The following is an 18,887-nucleotide window of genomic DNA, read 5'->3' as shown; positions in this document are numbered from 1 at the left end:
GGAAAACCCTCGCGCCACAACGGGTCTGACGGTAGGTCGGAATCCGCCCCGCCGCCTACGTTTCAGGAACCGAGACCGGCCCCCAGCGCTCCACCCGCGGCCACCGTGCCGAGCGTGCCGCTCGCGAAGCTGAACGAGCCGCTCGGCGTGATCCCCCTGGTGGTGCCGCGCAGCACCCACACGGCCCCGGCCTTGGCGTTCTCCCCCGGCGCGCCGACGGCCAGTTCGGCCCGGCCGTCGCCGTCCGCGTCCACCAGGCGCACGGCCGAGCCGAACGCGTCACCCGGCTCGCCGGTGCCGGGCACGCCCGTGGTGTCCTGGCCGAACATCTTCGCGCCACTGCCCGTCGGCCCCTTGGCGGTGCCGGGCAGGGTGATGACCCGTCCGCCAGGGGAGATACCGGGCGCGCCGACCGCGATGTCGGCGTAGTGGTCTCCGTCGATGTCCGCCACCGAGAGGCCGGTGCCGAAACCGGATCCCCGCTCGGCGGTGCCCGGCACCCCGGCGGTGTCCAGGTTGACGAGCACCGCCTTCGTCCCGTCGGGTCCCTTCGCCGTGCCCGGGATCCAGGCGATCCGGCCGCCCTTGGCGAGCGGGGTGTCCACATCGCTGTCGGCGCCCTCGACGGCCCGGCCCACGACCAGGTCGGCGTAGCCGTCCCGGTTCACGTCGCCGACGGCGAGGTGCTCGCCGCCCTGGAGCCCGGTACCGGCGCCGCTCACCAGGGTGTACGGGAGGAGCCCGTCGTGCGTGCCCGTCCAGTACACGACGTGGCGGGCGTCCCACTCGTCGCCGTCGTTCTCCGCGGCGGCGATGTCGGTGATGCCGTCGCCGTCGAGGTCGCCGGCGGCCAGGTCGAGGACCCGGCTGTCGAACGGGCCGGTGACCAGCTCGCTGGCGTGCGTGGTGGCGCCGTTGCGGCCGAACGGCCCGTTCAAGACCCGCAGATCGTGCGCGTTCACCACGGTGACGACGTCCGGCGCGCCGTTGCCGTCCACGTCCCCGACGGTCAGGCGCCCCCGGTCGCCGAGGGCGCCGTACTCCGTCCCGCCGGCCAGTGTCACCCCGCCGGACAGGCCCTTCGCCCCGCCCCAGAGCACCACGACCGACCCGGCGTCGGGGCCGGCCGACGTGTCCTCGCCGCCCGCCCCGACGACCAGGTCGGCATAGCCGTCCCGGTCGAGGTCGGCGGTGGCGACGGCGCTGCCGAACCGGTCGCCGGCCTCCGCACTGCCCGGCACCCCGGCACTGTTCTGGCTGAGGACCTGCCGGGTGGAGGTCTTCAGGCCGCTCGCCGAACCGTAGACCACGGCGACGTATCCGGCACCCTGCTGGCCGCTCACGGTCGCCGAGGGGGCCGTGACGGCAAGGTCGGCGTAGCCGTCGCCGTTGAAGTCGTCGTGCAGGTGCTTGCCGCTCACGGCCGGTGCGGGGGCCGCCTGGGCGGGCACGGCGACGGCCGGAAGCGCGAGGGCGCCGGCCGCGAGGGCGAGAGTGGTGGCGAGCGTCAGGGCGCGACGGCGGGCGGGGCGGGGCTGGTCGGGCACGTCTGCTCCGGGGATCGGGGAGAAAGAGAAGTGCGACACGAGGAGGACCAAGATCCTCTTCGTGTCGCACTGTTCGACTCACCAGGGTGGCGCGGGGTTGCCCTCACCGCCGCCGCGGCTTTCCCCGCCGTTCACCCGCCCGGTTCTCCGGCGGGCGGGCGGCGCGTGCCCCCTACTCGAACGGGTCGAAGTCGTCGTACTCCCGCAGCGCGTCGTCGCGCTCCGCCTCCTTGTCGCGGCGGCGCTGCGCGGCGGGCCGCTGCCCGTCGAAGCGGTGGTCCTCGCCACGGCGGCCGAGCATCTCCGCGCCGGCCATGACCGTCGGCTCCCAGTCGAAGACGACCGCGTTGTCCTCGGGGCCGATGGCGACGCCGTCGCCAGAACGGGCGCCCGCCTTCATCAGTTCCGTTTCCACACCGAGGCGGTTGAGCCGGTCGGCGAGGTAGCCGACGGCCTCGTCGTTGTTGAAGTCGGTCTGGCGCACCCAGCGTTCGGGCTTCTCGCCGCGCACCCGGAACAGCAGCTCGCCGCCGGCCTCCTCACGGGTGACGGTGAAGCCCGCGTCGTCCACGGCCTTCGGCCGGATGACGATCCGGGTCGCCTCCTCCTTGGGCCTGGCGGCGCGCGCCGTCGCGATCAGCTCACCGAGCGCGAAGGTCAGCTCGCGCAGGCCGATGTGGGCGACGGCCGACACCTCGAAGACGCGGTAGCCGCGGGACTCCAGGTCGGGGCGGACCATCTCGGCGAGGTCCTTGCCGTCGGGCACGTCGATCTTGTTCAGGACGACGATGCGCGGCCGGTTGTCGAGACCGCCGTACTGCCGCAGCTCCTCCTCGATGGTGTCGAGGTCGGAGACCGGGTCGCGCTCGGACTCCAGGGTGGCGGTGTCCAGCACGTGCACCAGCACGCTGCACCGCTCCACATGCCGCAGGAACTCCAGGCCCAGACCGCGGCCCTGGCTGGCGCCGGGGATGAGACCGGGCACGTCGGCGATGGTGTAGACGGTGGAACCCGCGGTGACCACGCCCAGGTTGGGGACCAGCGTGGTGAACGGGTAGTCGGCGATCTTCGGCTTGGCCGCGCTCAGCACGGAGATCAGCGAGGACTTCCCGGCGCTCGGGTAGCCGACGAGGGCCACGTCGGCGACGGTCTTCAGCTCCAGGACGATGTCGCTCAGGTCACCGGGCTCGCCGAGCAGCGCGAAGCCGGGCGCCTTGCGGCGGGCCGAGGCCAGCGCCGCGTTGCCGAGGCCGCCCCGGCCGCCCTGCGCGGCGACGTACGAGGTGCCGTGGCCGACCAGGTCGGCGAGCACGTTGCCCGCCTTGTCCAGCACGACCGTGCCGTCCGGGACCGGCAGGACCAGGTCCTGGCCGTCCTTGCCGGAACGGTTGCCGCCCTCGCCGGGCTTGCCGCTGGTGGCCTTGCGGTGCGGGGAGTGGTGGTAGTCGAGCAGCGTCGTGACCGACTGGTCGACGGTCAGGATGACGTCGCCGCCCCGGCCGCCGTTGCCTCCGTCGGGGCCGCCGAGCGGCTTGAACTTCTCACGGTGGACGGAGGCACAGCCGTGGCCCCCGCTACCCGCGGCGACATGCAGTTCGACGCGGTCCACGAAGGTGGTCATGGTTCAGTGCCTCCAGAAACGTGCGGATCTGTCTTCTAGGTAACACGCGAAAGGCGGACCCGCCTTCCCGACCGGGAAGTGAGGTCCGCCTCGCGAGTTGTTCGGTCGATGCCGTGAATCAGACGATTCAGGCGACCGGAACGATGTTCACGACCTTGCGGCCACGGTGGGAGCCGAACTCCACCGCACCGGCCTGGAGGGCGAACAGGGTGTCGTCGCCACCGCGGCCGACGCCGGCGCCGGGGTGGAAGTGGGTGCCGCGCTGGCGGACCAGGATCTCACCCGCGTTGACGACCTGACCGCCGAAGCGCTTCACGCCGAGCCGCTGGGCATTGGAGTCGCGACCGTTCCGGGTGGACGATGCGCCCTTCTTGTGTGCCATTTCTCCTCAGTCCCTTACTTCGCAGCCGCGGGGATCGACGTGACCTTGATCGCCGTGTACTGCTGGCGGTGGCCCTGCCGACGGCGGTAGCCGGTCTTGTTCTTGTAGCGCAGAATGTCGATCTTCTGGCCCTTGTGGTGGTCCACGACCTCGGCCTGGACCTTGATACCGGCCAGCACCCACGGGTCGCTGGTCACGGAGTCGCCGTCGACAACGAGCAGGGTCGAGAGCTCGACCGTGTCGCCAACCTTGGCAGTGGAAATCTTGTCAACCTCAACGATGTCGCCGACAGCAACCTTGTGCTGGCGACCACCGCTGCGCACGATGGCGTACACGCGGATCTCACTTTCGCTCGAAGAAACGGCACCCCCGCAGGCCAGCCGCCCGAAAACAGCACGAACGACCTCTCCCGGCCCGCATTGCGTCCGGGAGGAAGAGGTTTACGGGGATGTGGCGTGTCAGTGGACACGCCGACGCTCCAGGTTACGGGGCCACGGCCGAGGGGGTCAAACCGGGCCCCGCCGGTGTGCGGCCGGTCACTCGGACCGGCCGCACACCCGTGGGTGTCAGCCCTCGTCGCCGGCGGTGGGGACCGTGCTGGTCTTCTTCGCCGTCGACTTCGCGGCGGCCGTCTTGGCGGTCTTCGTCGCCTTCTTGGCCGTCGTCTTCTTGGCGGCCGTCTTCTTGGCCGCGGTCTTCTTGGCGGCGGTGGCCTTCTTCGCCGGGGCCTTCTTGGCCGCCTTACGGGCGGTCTTCTTGGCCGGCGCGACCTCCTCCGCCGTCTCCTCGGCCACCGGGACCTGCTCCACCGGGGCCTGCTCCACCGCGGGCTCCGCCGGGGCCGACGGGACGACCACGACGGCCGCCTCCTCGGACGCGGTCGGCGCGGTGGCCTTGCGCACCGCACGGCGGCGCGGACGGGCCGGTGCGGCGGCCTCGGCGGGCGCGGGCGCCTCCTCGGCGGCCGGGACCCCGGCGACGGGCTCCGCGGCCGGCACCTCGGCCGCGGGCGCGGCCTCCGGCACCGTCACGACGGCCGCCTCGGCACCCGCGGGGGAACCGGCCGGGGCCGACACCTTCCGGGTCGCCCGACGGCGCGTACGGCCCTTGGGTGCGGCCTCCTCGGCGGCCGGGGCCTCGGCCTGCGGCGCCGGGACCACCTGGTCCTCGGCGGCCACGGGCTCGGCCAGCGCCTCGGCGGCCGGCTCGGACGGCACCGGACGCGCCGCCGCCTCCTCGGCGGTGACGTGCTGCGCGGTCGGAACCCCGGCGGGCTCGGCCTCGACGGCGAACCCGGCCTCGGCCTCCTCCGCCCGCGCTGCCCGCTCGGCCCGCTCGGACCTGGACGTCCGCTCGGCCCGCTCCGGCTTCGGCGCGCCCGCCGGAGCCGACGCCCGGCGGCTCGTCCGGCGACGCGAACGGCCACGGGTGGCCGCCGCCTCCGCCTCGGCGACGCTGCTGTACAGCTCCTCGTCCGGTGCGAAGTCCGGCCCGGGCAGCGCGACCGGCTCGGCGGCCTCGGCGGCCACCTCCACGGCCGTCTCCACCTCGGGCTCGACGGCCTCGCCGGTCTCCACGGCCACGGCGGCGGTCTCGTGCACGTGCTCCTGGGCGTCGCCGCCCCGGCCGCGCTTCTTGCGCTTGCCGCCGCCACCGTTCGCGGTGGCCTGGTCGAGGTGGACGACGACACCGCGGCCGTTGCAGTGGACGCAGGTCTCGGAGAAGGACTCCAGCAGGCCCTGGCCGACCCGCTTACGGGTCATCTGCACCAGGCCCAGCGAGGTGACCTCGGCCACCTGGTGCTTCGTCCGGTCCCGGCCCAGGCACTCCAGCAGGCGGCGCAGCACCAGGTCCCGGTTCGACTCCAGGACCATGTCGATGAAGTCGATCACGATGATGCCGCCGAGGTCGCGCAGCCGTAGCTGACGCACGATCTCCTCGGCCGCCTCCAGGTTGTTCCTGGTGACCGTCTCCTCCAGGTTGCCGCCCTGGCCGGTGAACTTGCCGGTGTTGACGTCGATGACGACCATCGCCTCGGTCCGGTCGATCACCAGCGAACCGCCGCTGGGCAGCCAGACCTTGCGGTCCAGCGCCTTGGCGAGCTGCTCGTCGATCCGGTACGTGGCGAAGACGTCGGTCTCGGACGTCCACCTCGACAGCCGCCCGGCCAGGTCCGGGGCGACGTGCGCGACGTACCCGTGGATCGTCTGCCAGGCCTCGTCACCGCTGACGATGACCTTGGAGAAGTCCTCGTTGAAGATGTCGCGGACGACCCGGACGGTCATGTCGGGCTCGCCGTAGAGCAGCGTGGGCGCACTCGAGCCGCCGCCGTTCTTGGCCTTCTTCTGGATGTCCTCCCACTGCCCCTGGAGCCGCTCGACGTCGCGGCGCAGCTCCTCCTCGCTCGCGCCCTCGGCGGCGGTGCGCACGATGACGCCCGCGTCCTCGGGGACGATCTTCTTGAGGATGGTCTTCAGCCGGGCCCGCTCGGTGTCGGGCAGCTTGCGGCTGATGCCGGTCATCGAGCCCTCGGGCACGTACACGAGGTAGCGGCCGGGCAGGGAGACCTGGCTGGTCAGGCGCGCGCCCTTGTGACCGATCGGGTCCTTGGTGACCTGCACGAGCACGGGCTGCCCGGACTTCAGGGCGGACTCGATGCGACGCGGCCCGTTGGCCATGCCCAGCGCGCCGAAGTTGACCTCACCGGCGTACAGCACCGCGTTGCGGCCCTTGCCGACGTCGATGAAGGCGGCCTCCATCGACGGCAGCACGTTCTGGACCTTGCCCAGGTAGACGTTGCCGACGTACGAGGTCGACTGCTCCTTGTTGACGTAGTGCTCGACGAGCACACCGTCCTCGAGCACGCCGATCTGGGTGCGCTCGCCGTGCTGGCGGACGACCATCACCCGCTCGACGGCCTCGCGGCGGGCCAGGAACTCGGCCTCGGTGATGATCGGCACCCGGCGGCGGCCCTGCTCGCGGCCTTCCCGGCGGCGCTGCTTCTTGGCCTCCAGACGGGTCGAGCCCTTGATGGACTGCACCTCGTCGGACGGCTCGCTGAGCTTGCGCGGCTCGCGGACCTTGACGACCGTGCGCTCCGGGTCGTCGACGGACGGCTCGGGCTCGGCGGCCGTGTCACCGGCCCGGCGGCGACGGCGGCGACGGCGGCGGCTGGAGCTGGAACCGGCGGAGTCGTCGCCCCGGACGTCGTCGGCGTCCTCTTCCTCCTGCTCGGCGGTGTCCTCGGCGTCCTGCGCGGCGGCCGGCTCGTCGTCCTCGGCCTCGGCGCCCTCACCGTCGGCCGCGTCACCGCGCCGGCGGCGGCGTCCGCCACGACGGCGACGGCGGCGCGAACCGGACTCCTCGAAGCCGTCGGCACCCTCGGTGTCGTCGCCCTCCTCGGCGTCGACGTCGGCGTCGGCGAGGTCCTCGGCGGCCTCCGGAGCCTCGTCGGCGTCCTCGGCCTCCTCAGCTTCCTCGTCCTCGGTGTCCTCGGTCACGGCCCGCACCGGCCGGGTCTCCTCGGCGGCGGCACCGCGGCGGCGACGACGGCGGCGCGAACCGGTCTCGGCGCGCTCGTCCGCGTACTCCTCGGTCTCCTCCTCACCCACGGCCTCGGCGGCGGCCTCGGCGGCGGCACGCTGCGGGGTCTGGAACCTGGGCTCGGTGAACACCGGCGCCTGGAAGACGGCGACGGCGGGGCGGGCGGGCCGGCGCGGGTCGGCGTCCTCGGCGGACCCGGCCGAGGCCGGCCGCGCGGGCTCGGCGAACCCGGACTCGGCGCGCTCACCCCGGCGGCGGGCCCGGCGCTGGGGCACGCTCTCGGCGGCGGCCGGCGCGGGGGCCTGCGACGCACGGGCGGGCTCGGCGGTCTGCGCGGTCGCGGGGACCGGCTGGGTCTCGGAGGGCACCGCGGGCTCCTCCGCCTGCTCGGCCTCGGCGGCCTCCTCGCTCATGGGCGTACCGGCCGGCGCGGACACCCGGCGGGTGGCCCGGCGGCGCGTACGACGCGAAGCGGTCTCCTCGGCGGCGTCCTGGACGCCCTCCTCGGCAGCCGGCTGCCGGGGCGTCTCGGGCGCCTCCTGCACGGCCGGAGCGGCCTCGGCGACGGCCGTGTTCTCCTCGGCACCCTGGGGGGCACCGGCGGGCGCGGACGCCCGGCGGGTGGCCCGGCGACGCGGACGCGCGGCGGGAGCCTCGGCCTCGGCAGGGGCCTCGGCGGCGGGCTCCTGGGCCGTCCCGGCGTCGGCGGCCGGGATCACGGTCTCGGCGGGCGCGGCCTCGGCGGACACGGGTGCGCCGGTGGGCGCCGACGCACGGCGGGTCGCGCGACGGCGCGGACGCCCGGCGGGCGCGGCTTCCTCGGCGGGCTGCTCCGTCACGGCGGGCTCCTCCACGACAGCGGGCTCGGCGGCCTCGGCGGTCCTGGTGGTCTCCGTGGCGCCGGTCGCACCGTCGGCGGCCGTCGGCACGCTGCGGGTGGCCCGGCGCCGGGTGCGGCGCGGAGCGGCTTCCTCGGCGGGCTGCTCCGTCACGGCGGGCTCCTCCACGACAGCGGGCTCGGCGGACTGTGCGGGCTCGACAGTCCTGGCGGTCTCGGAGGTCTCCGACGCACCGGTGGCACCGTCGGTCGGCGTCGACACGCTGCGGGTGGCCCGGCGGCGGGTACGGCGCGGAGCGGCTTCCTCGCCGACGACGACAGCGCCGGCCTCGGCGACGGCGGAGTCCGCCGGCTCGGCGCCCGCGGACGCGGCCGGTACGACGGTCTCCGCGGCCTCGGCGGGCGCCGGGGCGCCCACGGGCGCGGACGCGCGGCGGGTGGCCCGGCGGCGCGGACGCGCCGGCGCGGCCTCCTCGGCGGCAGGCGCCTGCGCGGCGGCGTCCCCGTGCGGCTGTCCGGTGTCCTCGGGGGTCCCGGTCACCGCGGCCACCTCGTCCGCTTCCGCGGCCGATACGGCCGGCACGGTGACCTCGGCGGTCGTCTCCGCGGGTCCGGCGGGCGGGCCCGCCGGGCGGGACGCGGCACGGCGACGCCTGCGCGGCGGCAGGGTGTCGCTGGGGGTGTTGAGTTCGGAACCCTCAGTGGGTTCGGTCGGCTCGAGCATGCGGGCGTTTCTCCCGTCGGGCTCCCGGGCGCCGCGCCTGGAACGCCGGCGGTCTCTAGGGACCGTCCGCCGTTGACGTCCGCGGCCCGCGCGATACGCGGTGGCCGCCGTCCGGGGCGCGGGCGCCACACGGGAGCACTCTGTGTCCTGTCTCGCCGGTTCCGTACGCCTTGTCGGTACGGCCTGGCGAAAGTCTTCTGGTCGGTGCGCTGCCCGACCCAGGTGGCTCCCGAGTACGAGGGCGGCGCTACGACGTCCGTCCCTACGCGGAACCTTCCGGCGTCGGCGCCGTCGCGGCGGCAGCCGGTGCGGCCGTAAGGGCCTGGGCTGCCTCGCGGTCGGGCGCGAGCGGGTCGGTCACCGTGCCGGTCTCTTCATCGAGCAGCCCCTGCGCCAGCCTGGTCACCGCTGCGGGGACCGGCGGCGCCAGGTCGGCCACGGCGCGGAGACCGGACAGGACGTCGTCGGGTCGTACGGCAGGCGTCACGTGCCGAACAACCAGCCGCAGTATCGCACAGGGGTGGTCTGTCGGCCTATCAGCCGGCGATCCGTGCGTGTCGAGGCTCACCACGGCGGGGCGGGCGTCGAAGGTACGGACGCCGTTCTTGGTCATGCGCTGCACCTCGACGGTGCCGGCCCCGGCGAAGGCCGCGACCGCGCGCTCGGCGTCGGCCGGGTCGACCCCGTCCAGCCGCAGCTCCCAGACGGAGGCCGTCAGCCGGTCGGCGAGACCCGAGGTCCGCGCCTCCACCGCGTCGATCACGTCGAGCCCGGCGGGCAGCGACTCGTCGAGGAGGACGCGCAGGGTCTCCGGGTCGCACGCCCGGGTGAGCGCGATCTCCAGATATTCCGCCTCACTGCCCGTGCCGGTGGGTGCGGCATTGGCGTACGACACCTTCGGATGGGGCGTGAACCCCGCCGAGTACGCCATGGGCACCTCGGCGCGGCGCAGCGCACGCTCGAAGGCGCGCTGGAAGTCTCGGTGGCTGGTGAACCTCAGGCGGCCGCGCTTGGTGTAGCGCAGTCGGATGCGCTGCACCGCGGGTGCGGGCGGCGGGCCTTCGGGCTGTCGCTTGCCCAGTGTCCTAGTCCTTCGTGAGAGCGGTCGTACTGTCACCAAGACTACGTGCCACGGCGCCCGAGGGTTCCCGCCGGTCGGCCGGGACCGCCGGGCGTGGTCCGCCGAACAGCATCCGGCGGGCCCCGGCGCGGGCCTGCCGCACGGTGGCGCGGGCCGTGGCCAGGGCATCCCGGCCGGCCCGGCCCACGGCGCGCACGCCCTCGGCGACGGGCCGCAGGACGGCGTCACGGACGACGTGTCCGACCGGGGTGAGGACGCTGCGGTACACCCAGCGCGCCGGCTCCACGAAGGTCCACCGCAAGAGGGTCCCGAGCGCCCGTCCGACGACGCGGGAGATCCGCCCGGCGATCCGCCAGGCGTGCCCGAGGGCGTCCCCCACCTCGCGGGCGACGACCGCGAGGAACCGGCCGACGGGCGCGAGCACCCAGCGCCACAGCGCCAGGACGGGCAGGACGAACAGGACACGGCCGGTCCAGTAGAGGGCCAGGCCGGCACCGGTGGCGAGCAGTCCCAGCAGCCACCCCAGACCCCGTACGCACCAGGCGACGGCCCGGCCGGCGGGCGCGAGCACCCAGGTGTACAGCCACCGGGCGGGCAGGACCACCAGGTGGCGCACCAGCCAGGCGACGGCCGTGTACGTCCCGGTCCCGAGGACGGCGAGCACCGCGCCGACGCCCGTCAGCAGCCGGGCCAGCGCATGCCCGGCCGGGGTGAGCACGCGCGCGTACACCCACACCAGCGCGGCGCCGGCCCCGCGCGCGAGCCGGGCGAGGGCATGCCCCACGGGGGTGAGGACCCAGCGGTACAGAAACACCGCCGGCAGGCCGACGAGGACCGCCGCGAGCCAGGCCAGCGCCCGGCCGGCGGGCACCAGGACATAGCGCCACAGGCCCACGAACGGCCACACGAACACCGCCCTGCCCAGCCACAGCAGGGCCCGTCCGAGCGGCCTCAGCACGGTGTCACGCAGCAGCCGCCCGGTGGCCACGAGGACGTCCCACACCATGCGCACCGGTACGACCAGGACGAGGACGACGATCCGCACCGGCAGGCGGACGGCGACGACGAGGCATCCTTGGGGCTGCGGCGGTTCGGGGGGCGGCTTGCGGAGTTCCATACCCGGGTAGACGCCGGGGCCGCCCGTTCGGATGCGGCTACAGCACCCGCGCTTTGTACGCCTCGGGATAGTGCTCGGTGAACTTCACGGCCGCGACCAGCAGGGCGATGGGGACGACCCAGTTGAACCAGTCGTCCTGGGCGGGATACCGGACGGCCAGCCAGGTCGAGACCGCCATCAGGGCGAAGGCCGCGCCCCACACCGCCGTCAGCACCCTGTTGATGTGCTTGAAGACGGGCGAGCCCCACACGGCCCGGGGAGACGACTCACGGGCGTACTGCGCGGTGAACGGGTCGGCGAACAGCGAGCCGAGCGCCACGACGGCCACCAGTCCGTTGGAGATGACCTGGGCGTATGTCTCCAGCCAGACGAGCTGCCCGCGGCCCAGGGCGAGTGCCAGCACCGAGAGCACGGCGAAGAACACGATGCCGGTGATGTCGAGGGGGCGGAGCCTGCCGTTCAGTATGTCCCGTCCCGACAGGACGATCGCGGCGATCAGCGCGGCGAGGGCCGCGTACTCCCAGGTGGAGGGGCTGGCGACCACGCCGAAGATGATCCACGGGGCGAACGAGAAGAAGACGCCGCCGGTGCTCACGGGCTTCGTCGGCGGGGCCTTCGCCGCCGTCTGCTGCGCCATGGGAGTGCCTCCCGTCGGGTACGCGGCCGCCCCCTCTCCCCCATCGTGCCGTCACCGGACCGCATGCCGCCCGTCGTGCGGCCCGGGCACGGCCGCCCTGGCGTGAGACCACGGGGTGCGGACGGGCGCCGGTACGACCTGTCAGGGAGCCGCCATGCCCTCTCGGCTGGCGCGGGGGCGGCCGAGGGGCGCGGCCAGGACCGGCCCTGGCCGCGACCCGGCGCCGGCGGCCCCTCGGCATGCACGGCATCGACGCCGGGCACCGCACTCACCTCAGTGCGCGTGCCCGCTGGGAGCCGGTGTCGGGCCCGCGTTCTTGACCGTCAGCGGCAGGAGCTTCTTGCCGGTGGGGCCGATCTGGATGGACGTGTCCATCTGCGGGCACACGCCGCAGTCGAAACACGGGGTCCAGCGGCAGTCCTCGACCTCGGTCTCGTCGAGGGCGTCCTGCCAGTCCTCCCAGAGCCAGTCCTTGTCGAGACCGGAGTCCAGGTGGTCCCAGGGCAGGACCTCCTCGTAGGTGCGCTCGCGGGTGGTGTACCAGTCGACGTCGACGCCGAAGGGGGCCAGCGCCTTGCCCGCGCAGGCCATCCAGCGGTCGTAGGAGAAGTGCTCGCGCCAGCCGTCGAAACGGCCGCCGTCGTCGTAGACCGCGCGGATGACCGCGCCGGTCCTGCGGTCGCCGCGGGAGAGCAGGCCCTCGACGATGCCGGGCTTGCCGTCGTGGTAGCGGAAGCCGATCGAACGGCCGTACTTCTTGTCGCCGCGGATCTTGTTGCGGAGCTTCTCCAGGCGCGCGTCCGTCTCCTCCGCCGACAACTGGGGCGCCCACTGGAACGGCGTGTGCGGCTTCGGCACGAAACCGCCGATCGACACCGTGCAGCGGATGTCGTTGGCGCCCGAGACCTCGCGGCCCTTCTGGATGACGTGCATCGCCATGTCGGCGATCTGGAGGACGTCCTCGTCCGTCTCCGTCGGCAGGCCGCACATGAAGTACAACTTCACCTGGCGCCAGCCGTTGCCGTAGGCGGTGGCGACGGTCCTGATCAGGTCCTCTTCCGAGACCATCTTGTTGATGACCTTGCGCATGCGCTCGGAGCCGCCCTCGGGGGCGAAGGTCAGGCCCGAGCGGCGGCCGTTGCGGGTCAGCTCGTTGGCCAGGTCGACGTTGAAGGCGTCGACGCGGGTGGAGGGCAGGGAGAGGCCGATCTTGTCGTCGGTGTAGCGGTCCGCCAGGCCCTTGGCGATGTCCCCGATCTCCGAGTGGTCGGCGGAGGACAGGGAGAGCAGGCCCACCTCCTCGAAGCCGGTGGCCTTCAGGCCCTTGTCGACCATCTCGCCGATGCCCGTGATGGAGCGTTCCCGGACCGGGCGGGTGATCATGCCGGCCTGGCAGAAGCGGCAGCCGCGGGTACAGCCGCGGAAGATCTCCACGGACATCCTCCGCTCGTGGACCGTCTCGGCCAGCGGCACCAGGGGCTGCTTGGGGTAGGGCCACTCGTCCAGGTCCATGACGGTGTGCTTGGACACGCGCCAGGGGACACCGCTCCGGTTCGGTACGACACGGGCGATACGGCCGTCGGGCAGGTACTCGACGTCGTAGAACGCCGGGATGTACACAGCCCGTCCTCGCCAGGCGGAACAGGACCTCCTCGCGTCCGCCGGGGCGGCCCTCCGCCTTCCACTCGCGGACGATCCGGGTCATGTCGAGCACGGCCTGCTCGCCGTCGCCGATCACGGCCGCGTCGATGAAGTCGGCGATCGGCTCCGGGTTGAAGGCCGCGTGGCCGCCGGCCAGGACGATCGGGTCGTCGACCGTACGGTCCCTGGACTCCAGCGGGATCCCGGCCAGGTCGAGGGCGGAGAGCATGTTCGTGTAACCCAGCTCCGTGGAGAAGCTGATGCCGAACACGTCGAAGGCCTTGACCGGGCGATGGCTGTCCACCGTGAACTGCGGGACGCGGTGCTCGCGCATCAGCGCCTCCAGGTCCGGCCACACGCTGTAGGTGCGCTCGGCGAGGACGCCCTTCTGCTCGTTGAGGACCTCGTAGAGGATCATGACGCCCTGGTTGGGCAGACCGACCTCGTACGCGTCGGGGTACATGAGCGCCCAGCGGACATCGCACTCGTCCCACGGCTTGACCGTGGAGTTGAGCTCGCCGCCGACGTACTGGATCGGCTTCTGCACGTGCGGGAGCAGAGCTTCGAGCTGCGGGAAAACCGACTCGACAGGCATCTCGCGAACCTTCATGAGCTGACAGGGGGGACCCTTCAGCGTAACCCGCCCGGCGGCTCCCCCCGAACGCTCAGCCGGGCGCCCCGGCCCCGGTCCCGCGCCACCGCGCGGGCAGCTCCGCCTCCGCGGCGGCAGCCCGTGCCTCCTCCCTGCCGTACAGCACCCCGTACGTGAACGCGCTCTCTCCCGCCGTGTGGGCCACCGCGGCCAGCTCGCGCAGGGCACGGCGGGCCATGAGGCTGTCCTGGTGGCCGCCGAGGAGGGTGGTGAGGGACTTCATGTCCTTGGTCAGGGTGCGGGCGGACGCGCCGAGGGCCGCGGTGGCCGCCTCGGCCGCGTAGCGGGTGCGTTTGGCCTTCTTGCGGGCCTCGTGCAGGGCGAGGTCGCGTTCCTCGCCGGGCGGCAGGCGCAGCGCGTGCCGCATGGCCCGCTTCAGCTTCTTCTCGTCCTTGCGTACGGCCTTGGCGAGTGGCTTCCCCGGCTTCTTCCCGGCCGCCCTGAGCAGCGGCGGGTCGGCGAGGAGGGCGTCCAGGCCGTCCAGCAGGGCGAGGTGGCGGCGGGAGTCCAGGATGCCGGTCAGGTGGGCGTGGGTGCCGGTGCGGCGGGGGTCCGTCCGGGTGGCGAGCCGTTCGGCGACGGGGCCGGTGACCAGGCCGGGCGGCAGGGCGTCGAGGGCGGTCGTCAGCCGGTCGGCCAGCACCTCCTGGTCGCGGCCGGCGCCCAGCTCGCCCGCGAGCCACTTCAGTTCGGCGCCTACGGGGCCGGTGACCTCGCGGTCCAGGACGCCGCGGAAGGAGCGCAGGGCGCTGCGGGCGCGCCGGGTGGCGACGCGCATCTGGTGCACCGCGTCGGGGAGGTCGCGGCGCACGGCGGGGTCGAGCCCGACAAGTGCGTCCCGCTGGGCGTGGAGGTAGGCGAGGACGTGGTCGCCGGCCGTCCGGGGCGGCGCGGGCGCGCTGTCCTTCTCCGGGCGGTCACCGGCGGTGCGCTCCAGGGCGTGGGCCAGTTTCGACGGCGAGCCGGAGGGGCGTACGCCCGCCTTGCGCAGGCGTTCGTCCACCCGGTCGAGGAAGGCGGGGTCGCCGCCGTCGGCGAGTTCCACCTCTATCTCGGTCCACCGGGTGCTGCCGCTCCCGCCGGCGAGCCGCTCGGCGGTCACGACGTCGACGCTCGCCTCGGCCAGCAGGGTGCCGTCGGCGTCGACCAGGTGGCGCACGTCGCGGGCGGAGCGCAGCCGGACGAGGGGGATCAGCTCGCGGTCCCGGACGCGGGAGCGGACGAGGGCGGCGATCTCCTCGGGGACGGTGTCGGAGAGCGGGGCCCGGATCTCGTCGCGGACTCCGGGGGCGACCGGGAACTTCAGGTGCCAGCCGGCGTCCGAGCCGCCGGTTCGGCGGCGCAGGGTGAGCGAGGCCGCGGCCAGGCGTTCGTCGGCGGTGTCGTAGTAGGTGGCGTCCAGTTCGGCCAGGCCCTGGTCGAGGACGGCCGCCACCCCGGCGACTCCGGTCAGGTCGGGGAGCCCGCTGTCGTCGGATTCGTACTTGCGCTCGATCTCGCGTTTCGCGTCCGCCATGCCCCGAATCTAGTACCCGGGGCTCCGGCGGGGCAGGGGCCGCCGCGGCTCTACGCGGACATCGGCCGCTGCACCTTGATCGACTGCAACAGTCCCAGCGCCACCCACACCGCGAACATCGACGAGCCGCCGTACGACACGAACGGCAGCGGCAGACCGGTGACCGGCATGATGCCGAGGGTCATGCCGATGTTCTCGAAGGCCTGGAAGGCGAACCAGGCGACGATCCCGGCGGCGACGATCGTCCCGTACAGCTCCGGGGAGTCACGTGCTATCCGGCAGGCGCGCCACAGGACGACTCCGAGCAGGAAGATGATCAGGCCCGCGCCGAGGAAGCCCAGCTCCTCCCCCGCGACCGTGAAGACGAAGTCCGTCTGCTGCTCGGGCACGAACTGGCCGGTGGTCTGGGAGCCGTGGAAGAGCCCGGCGCCGGTGAGGCCGCCGGAGCCGATGGCGATGCGGGCCTGGTTGGTGTTGTAGCCGACGCCCGCCGGGTCCAGGTCGGGGTTGGCGAAGGCCGCGAAGCGGTTGATCTGGTACTCGTCCAGGATGTGCAGCTTCCAGATCGCGATGCAGCCGATCACCCCGGCGGTGAGCAGGCCGAAGACCCAGCGGTTGGAGGCTCCGGAGGCGAGCAGGATGCCGAGGATGATCGCGACCATGGCCAGCACCGAACCGAGGTCCGGCATGAGCAGCAGGATGAGGATCGGTACGGCGGCCAGGCAGAGGGACTGGAAGACGGTCCGGTGGTCCGGGTACGGCTTGTCGCCGGCGTCGACCCGGGCGGCCAGCATCATGGCCATCCCGAGGATGATCGTCACCTTGAGGAACTCGGCGGGCTGGAGCGAGAAGCCGCCGATGACGAGCCAGTTGCGCTGGCCGTTGATGGTGGCGCCGAGCGGGGTGAGGACGACCAGGGCGAGGAGCACCGACAGGCCGTAGAGGATCGGCACGGCGTTGCGCAGGGCCCGGTGGCCGAGCCAGACCGTGGCGATCATCAGGGCGATCCCGATGCCCAGGTTCATCAGGTGCCGGACCAGGAAGAAGTACGGGTCGCCCTGGTTCAGTTCGGTGCGGTTGCGGGTCGCCGAGTACACCAGCAGCGAGCCCATCAGGGACAGCGCGGTGGCCGCGAGCAGGATGGGCCAGTCCAGCCGGCGGGCCAGCGAGTCGCGCGCGAAGATCCTGGTCCAGCCGGCCCGCTCGGGGCCGTACCCGGAGACGGAGAAGCTGTTCGTGCCGGTCATGAGGGCATCCTCCGGCTTCCGGTCCCGCGGGACCGTCTACGGCTCCTGCGGGTGTCGCGGTTGCCCGTGGTGGGCGGGGCCGTGGTGCCCGCGGGCTGCTCGTCGTCGCCGTTGCTGGGGTTGTTCTTCTGGGCGGCCTCGGCGTCCTTCGCCGGGTCGCCGGTGACCTTGGGGGCGGCGATGGTGCCGTCCGGGCGGACCTTGGGCAGGCCCTTCTGCGGCTCGGACAGCATCGCCCGCTTCTTGTCGACGGTGCCGTCGGCCTGGACGCCGTAGAGCGCGCTGTAGATGTTGCGGACGGCTTCACCGGAGGCCCCGGAACCCGTACCGGCCTGGGCGATCGTCATGATCACCGTGTAGTCCCCGGAGTAGGTGGCCAGCCAGGACGTGGTCTGCTTGCCGTAGACCTCGGCCGTGCCGGTCTTGCCGTGCAGCGGGATCTTGTCCTGCGGCCAGCCGCCGAACTTCCAGGCGGCCGTACCGCGGGTGATGACGCCGGCGAAGGCGTCGTTCATGCCCTTGAGGGTGGCCTGGCTTACCGGCAGCCTGCCGCGCTTCTTCGGCTTGATCTCCTGGACGGACTTCCCGTCGGCGCTGATGACCGCCTTGCCGATGGTCGGCTGGTACATGGTGCCGCCGTTGGCGACGGCGCCGTAGATCACGGCCTCCTGGATCGGCGTGACGAGGGTGTCGCCCTGGCCGATGGAGTAGTTGATCTCGTCGCCCTCGCGCATCTTGTTGCCTTCGAGGCAGTTCTCGTAGGCGATCTTCTCGACGTAGGAGCCGTCCTTCTTGCCGGACCTGCACCAGGCGTCCTTGTTGGCCTTCCAGTAGTTCAGCTTCCACTGGCGGTCCGGGACCCGGCCGGTGACCTCGTTGGGCAGGTCGACGCCGGTCTCGGCGCCGAGGCCGAACTGGTGGGCGGCCTTGAAGAAGTAGTCCTTCGGGCGGCCCTTCGCGGGGTTGATGCCGCCGTCGCGCTTCCACTCCCGGTCGGCGAGGCCGTAGAAGACGGTGTCGCAGGAGACCTCCAGGGCGCGGCCGAGGGAGATCGGCCCGAAGTTCTCGCCCTCGAAGTTCTTGAAGACCTGGCCGCCCACCGAGTAGGAACTGGTGCAGGGATAGCGGCCGTCGAACGCGTAACCGGCCTCGACCGCGGCGGCCGTGGAGACCACCTTGAAGGTCGAACCGGGTGCGGCCTGGCCCTGTATGGCCCTGTTCAGCAGGGGGTAGTCGGAGTCCTTGCCGGTGAGGGCCTTGTAGTCCTTCCCGGAGATGCCGCCGACCCAGACGTTCGGGTCGTACGTCGGCGCGGAGGCCATCGCGACGATCCGGCCGGTCCTGGCCTCCATCACCACGACGGCACCGGAGTCGGCCTTGTAGTTCTCGCCGGTGATCTTGTCGTACTGCTGGCGGGCGACCTTCATCGCCTTGTCGAGTTCGTACTCGGCGACCCGCTGGACCCGGGAGTCGATGCTGGTGACCAGGTTCGAACCGGACTCGGCCGCGTCCGACTTGGCCTTGCCGATGACCCGGCCGAGGTTGTCGACCTCGTAGCGGGTGACGCCGGCCTTGCCGCGCAGCACCTTGTCGTACTTGCGCTCCAGACCGGAGCGGCCGACCATGTCGGAGCGCAGGTAGGGCGAATCGGTGTGCTGGGCCTGCTGGATCTCGGAGTCGGTGACGGGCGAGAGGTAGCCGAGGACCTGCGCGCTGTTGGACTTGCCGGGCGCCGGGTAGCGGCGGACGGCCTCGGGTTCGGCGGTGATGCCGGGGAAGTCCTCGGAGCGCTCACGGATCTGGAGGGCCTGCTTGGCGGTGGCCTCGTCCGTGATGGGGATCGGCTGGTAGGGCGAGCCGTTCCAGCAGGGCTGGGGCGTCTTGGCGTCGCACAGCCGGACCTTCCGCATGACCTCCTCGGGCTCGATGCCGAGGACATCGGCCAGCTTGGTGAGGACGGCCCTGCCGTTGTCCTTCTGCTTCAGCAGGTCGGTGCGGGAGGCGGAGACGACCAGGCGGGTCTCGTTGTCGGCGAGGGGCACGCCCCGGGCGTCCAGGATGTCGCCGCGCACGGCGGGGTCGACGACCTGCTGGACATGGTTGCCGGACGCCTCCTTCTGGTACTCCGCGCCCTCCCGGATCTGGAGGTACCACAGCCGGCCGCCGAGCGTGCCGAGGAGGGAGAGGACGAGGATCTGGATCACGACGAGCCGGATCTGGACCCGTGGGGTCCGGCCGGTCTCGGGGATGTTGGTCACTGCGGTGTCTCCCCCTCTCCGGGTGCGCGGGTGTGGGCGCGGGGCGCCAGGGCGCGAGGCGTGTGCGCGAGCGGCGCGGGTGT

At 73.0% G+C, this 18,887-nt stretch carries 11 protein-coding genes and 1 pseudogene; all 12 read right to left on the bottom strand.

Annotation, left to right across the window (positions count from 1 at the left end; translation table 11 throughout):
* Positions 1-62: 62 nt before the first annotated feature.
* The 12 genes and pseudogenes from D9753_RS23730 to mrdA all read right to left on the bottom strand — a co-directional run bounded on the left by D9753_RS23730 (position 63) and on the right by mrdA (position 18,804).
* Entirely contained in the window at positions 63-1,586 is a 1,524-nt protein-coding gene (locus D9753_RS23730) for an FG-GAP-like repeat-containing protein (protein ID WP_240468263.1), read from the bottom strand.
* Positions 1,587-1,719: 133 nt separating this feature from the next.
* Complete coding sequence (gene obgE, locus D9753_RS23725) at positions 1,720-3,168, bottom strand: GTPase ObgE (RefSeq protein WP_121788829.1); 1,449 nt, start codon at positions 3,166-3,168, stop codon at positions 1,720-1,722.
* 127 nt (positions 3,169-3,295) lie between these two features.
* Entirely contained in the window at positions 3,296-3,550 is a 255-nt protein-coding gene (rpmA, locus tag D9753_RS23720) for a 50S ribosomal protein L27 (protein WP_061922958.1), read from the bottom strand.
* A gap of 14 nt (positions 3,551-3,564) precedes the next feature.
* Positions 3,565-3,885: a 50S ribosomal protein L21 gene (gene rplU, locus D9753_RS23715; protein ID WP_030653874.1), complete on the bottom strand. Its 321-nt coding sequence runs from the start codon at positions 3,883-3,885 to the stop codon at positions 3,565-3,567.
* A gap of 231 nt (positions 3,886-4,116) precedes the next feature.
* Complete coding sequence (locus D9753_RS23710; protein ID WP_205614239.1) at positions 4,117-8,655, bottom strand: ribonuclease E/G; 4,539 nt, start codon at positions 8,653-8,655, stop codon at positions 4,117-4,119.
* 262 nt (positions 8,656-8,917) lie between these two features.
* A complete protein-coding gene (locus D9753_RS23705) occupies positions 8,918-9,694 on the bottom strand; it encodes a TIGR03936 family radical SAM-associated protein (RefSeq protein WP_121788828.1) in 777 nt (258 codons plus the stop codon).
* 46 nt (positions 9,695-9,740) lie between these two features.
* Entirely contained in the window at positions 9,741-10,853 is a 1,113-nt protein-coding gene (locus D9753_RS23700; RefSeq protein ID WP_121788827.1) for a hypothetical protein, read from the bottom strand.
* A gap of 37 nt (positions 10,854-10,890) precedes the next feature.
* The gene (locus D9753_RS23695; protein WP_121788826.1) at positions 10,891-11,490 is read right to left on the bottom strand and encodes a hypothetical protein; all 600 of its coding nucleotides are present in this window, start codon (positions 11,488-11,490) and stop codon (positions 10,891-10,893) included.
* Between the two features lie 273 nt (positions 11,491-11,763).
* Positions 11,764-13,726, bottom strand: a pseudogene (locus D9753_RS23690) (TIGR03960 family B12-binding radical SAM protein).
* 70 nt (positions 13,727-13,796) lie between these two features.
* The gene (locus D9753_RS23680; protein ID WP_121788824.1) at positions 13,797-15,299 is read right to left on the bottom strand and encodes a CYTH and CHAD domain-containing protein; all 1,503 of its coding nucleotides are present in this window, start codon (positions 15,297-15,299) and stop codon (positions 13,797-13,799) included.
* Between the two features lie 50 nt (positions 15,300-15,349).
* Positions 15,350-16,546 (bottom strand): rod shape-determining protein RodA, encoded by a 1,197-nt coding sequence (rodA, locus tag D9753_RS23675; protein ID WP_121788823.1) that lies wholly within the window; start codon positions 16,544-16,546, stop codon positions 15,350-15,352.
* The gene (mrdA, locus tag D9753_RS23670) at positions 16,543-18,804 is read right to left on the bottom strand and encodes a penicillin-binding protein 2 (RefSeq protein WP_121788822.1); all 2,262 of its coding nucleotides are present in this window, start codon (positions 18,802-18,804) and stop codon (positions 16,543-16,545) included. Before mrdA ends, rodA begins: the two co-directional genes overlap by 4 nt.
* Positions 18,805-18,887 lie beyond the last annotated feature (83 nt).

This window comes from Streptomyces dangxiongensis (genome assembly GCF_003675325.1).
GTDB lineage: Bacteria > Actinomycetota > Actinomycetes > Streptomycetales > Streptomycetaceae > Streptomyces > Streptomyces dangxiongensis.
This window is presented reverse-complemented; position numbering and strand designations above follow the sequence as displayed.

Excerpts from the sequence above, each read along its gene's own strand:
- obgE (WP_121788829.1), bottom strand. The coding sequence starts at position 3,168 with ATGACCACCTTCGTGGACCGCGTCGAACTGCATGTCGCCGCGGGTAGC.
- rpmA (WP_061922958.1), bottom strand. The coding sequence starts at position 3,550 with ATGGCACACAAGAAGGGCGCATCGTCCACCCGGAACGGTCGCGACTCC.
- D9753_RS23710 (WP_205614239.1), bottom strand. The coding sequence starts at position 8,655 with ATGCTCGAGCCGACCGAACCCACTGAGGGTTCCGAACTCAACACCCCC.
- D9753_RS23700 (WP_121788827.1), bottom strand. The coding sequence starts at position 10,853 with ATGGAACTCCGCAAGCCGCCCCCCGAACCGCCGCAGCCCCAAGGATGC.
- D9753_RS23695 (WP_121788826.1), bottom strand. The coding sequence starts at position 11,490 with ATGGCGCAGCAGACGGCGGCGAAGGCCCCGCCGACGAAGCCCGTGAGC.
- D9753_RS23680 (WP_121788824.1), bottom strand. The coding sequence starts at position 15,299 with ATGGCGGACGCGAAACGCGAGATCGAGCGCAAGTACGAATCCGACGAC.
- rodA (WP_121788823.1), bottom strand. The coding sequence starts at position 16,546 with ATGACCGGCACGAACAGCTTCTCCGTCTCCGGGTACGGCCCCGAGCGG.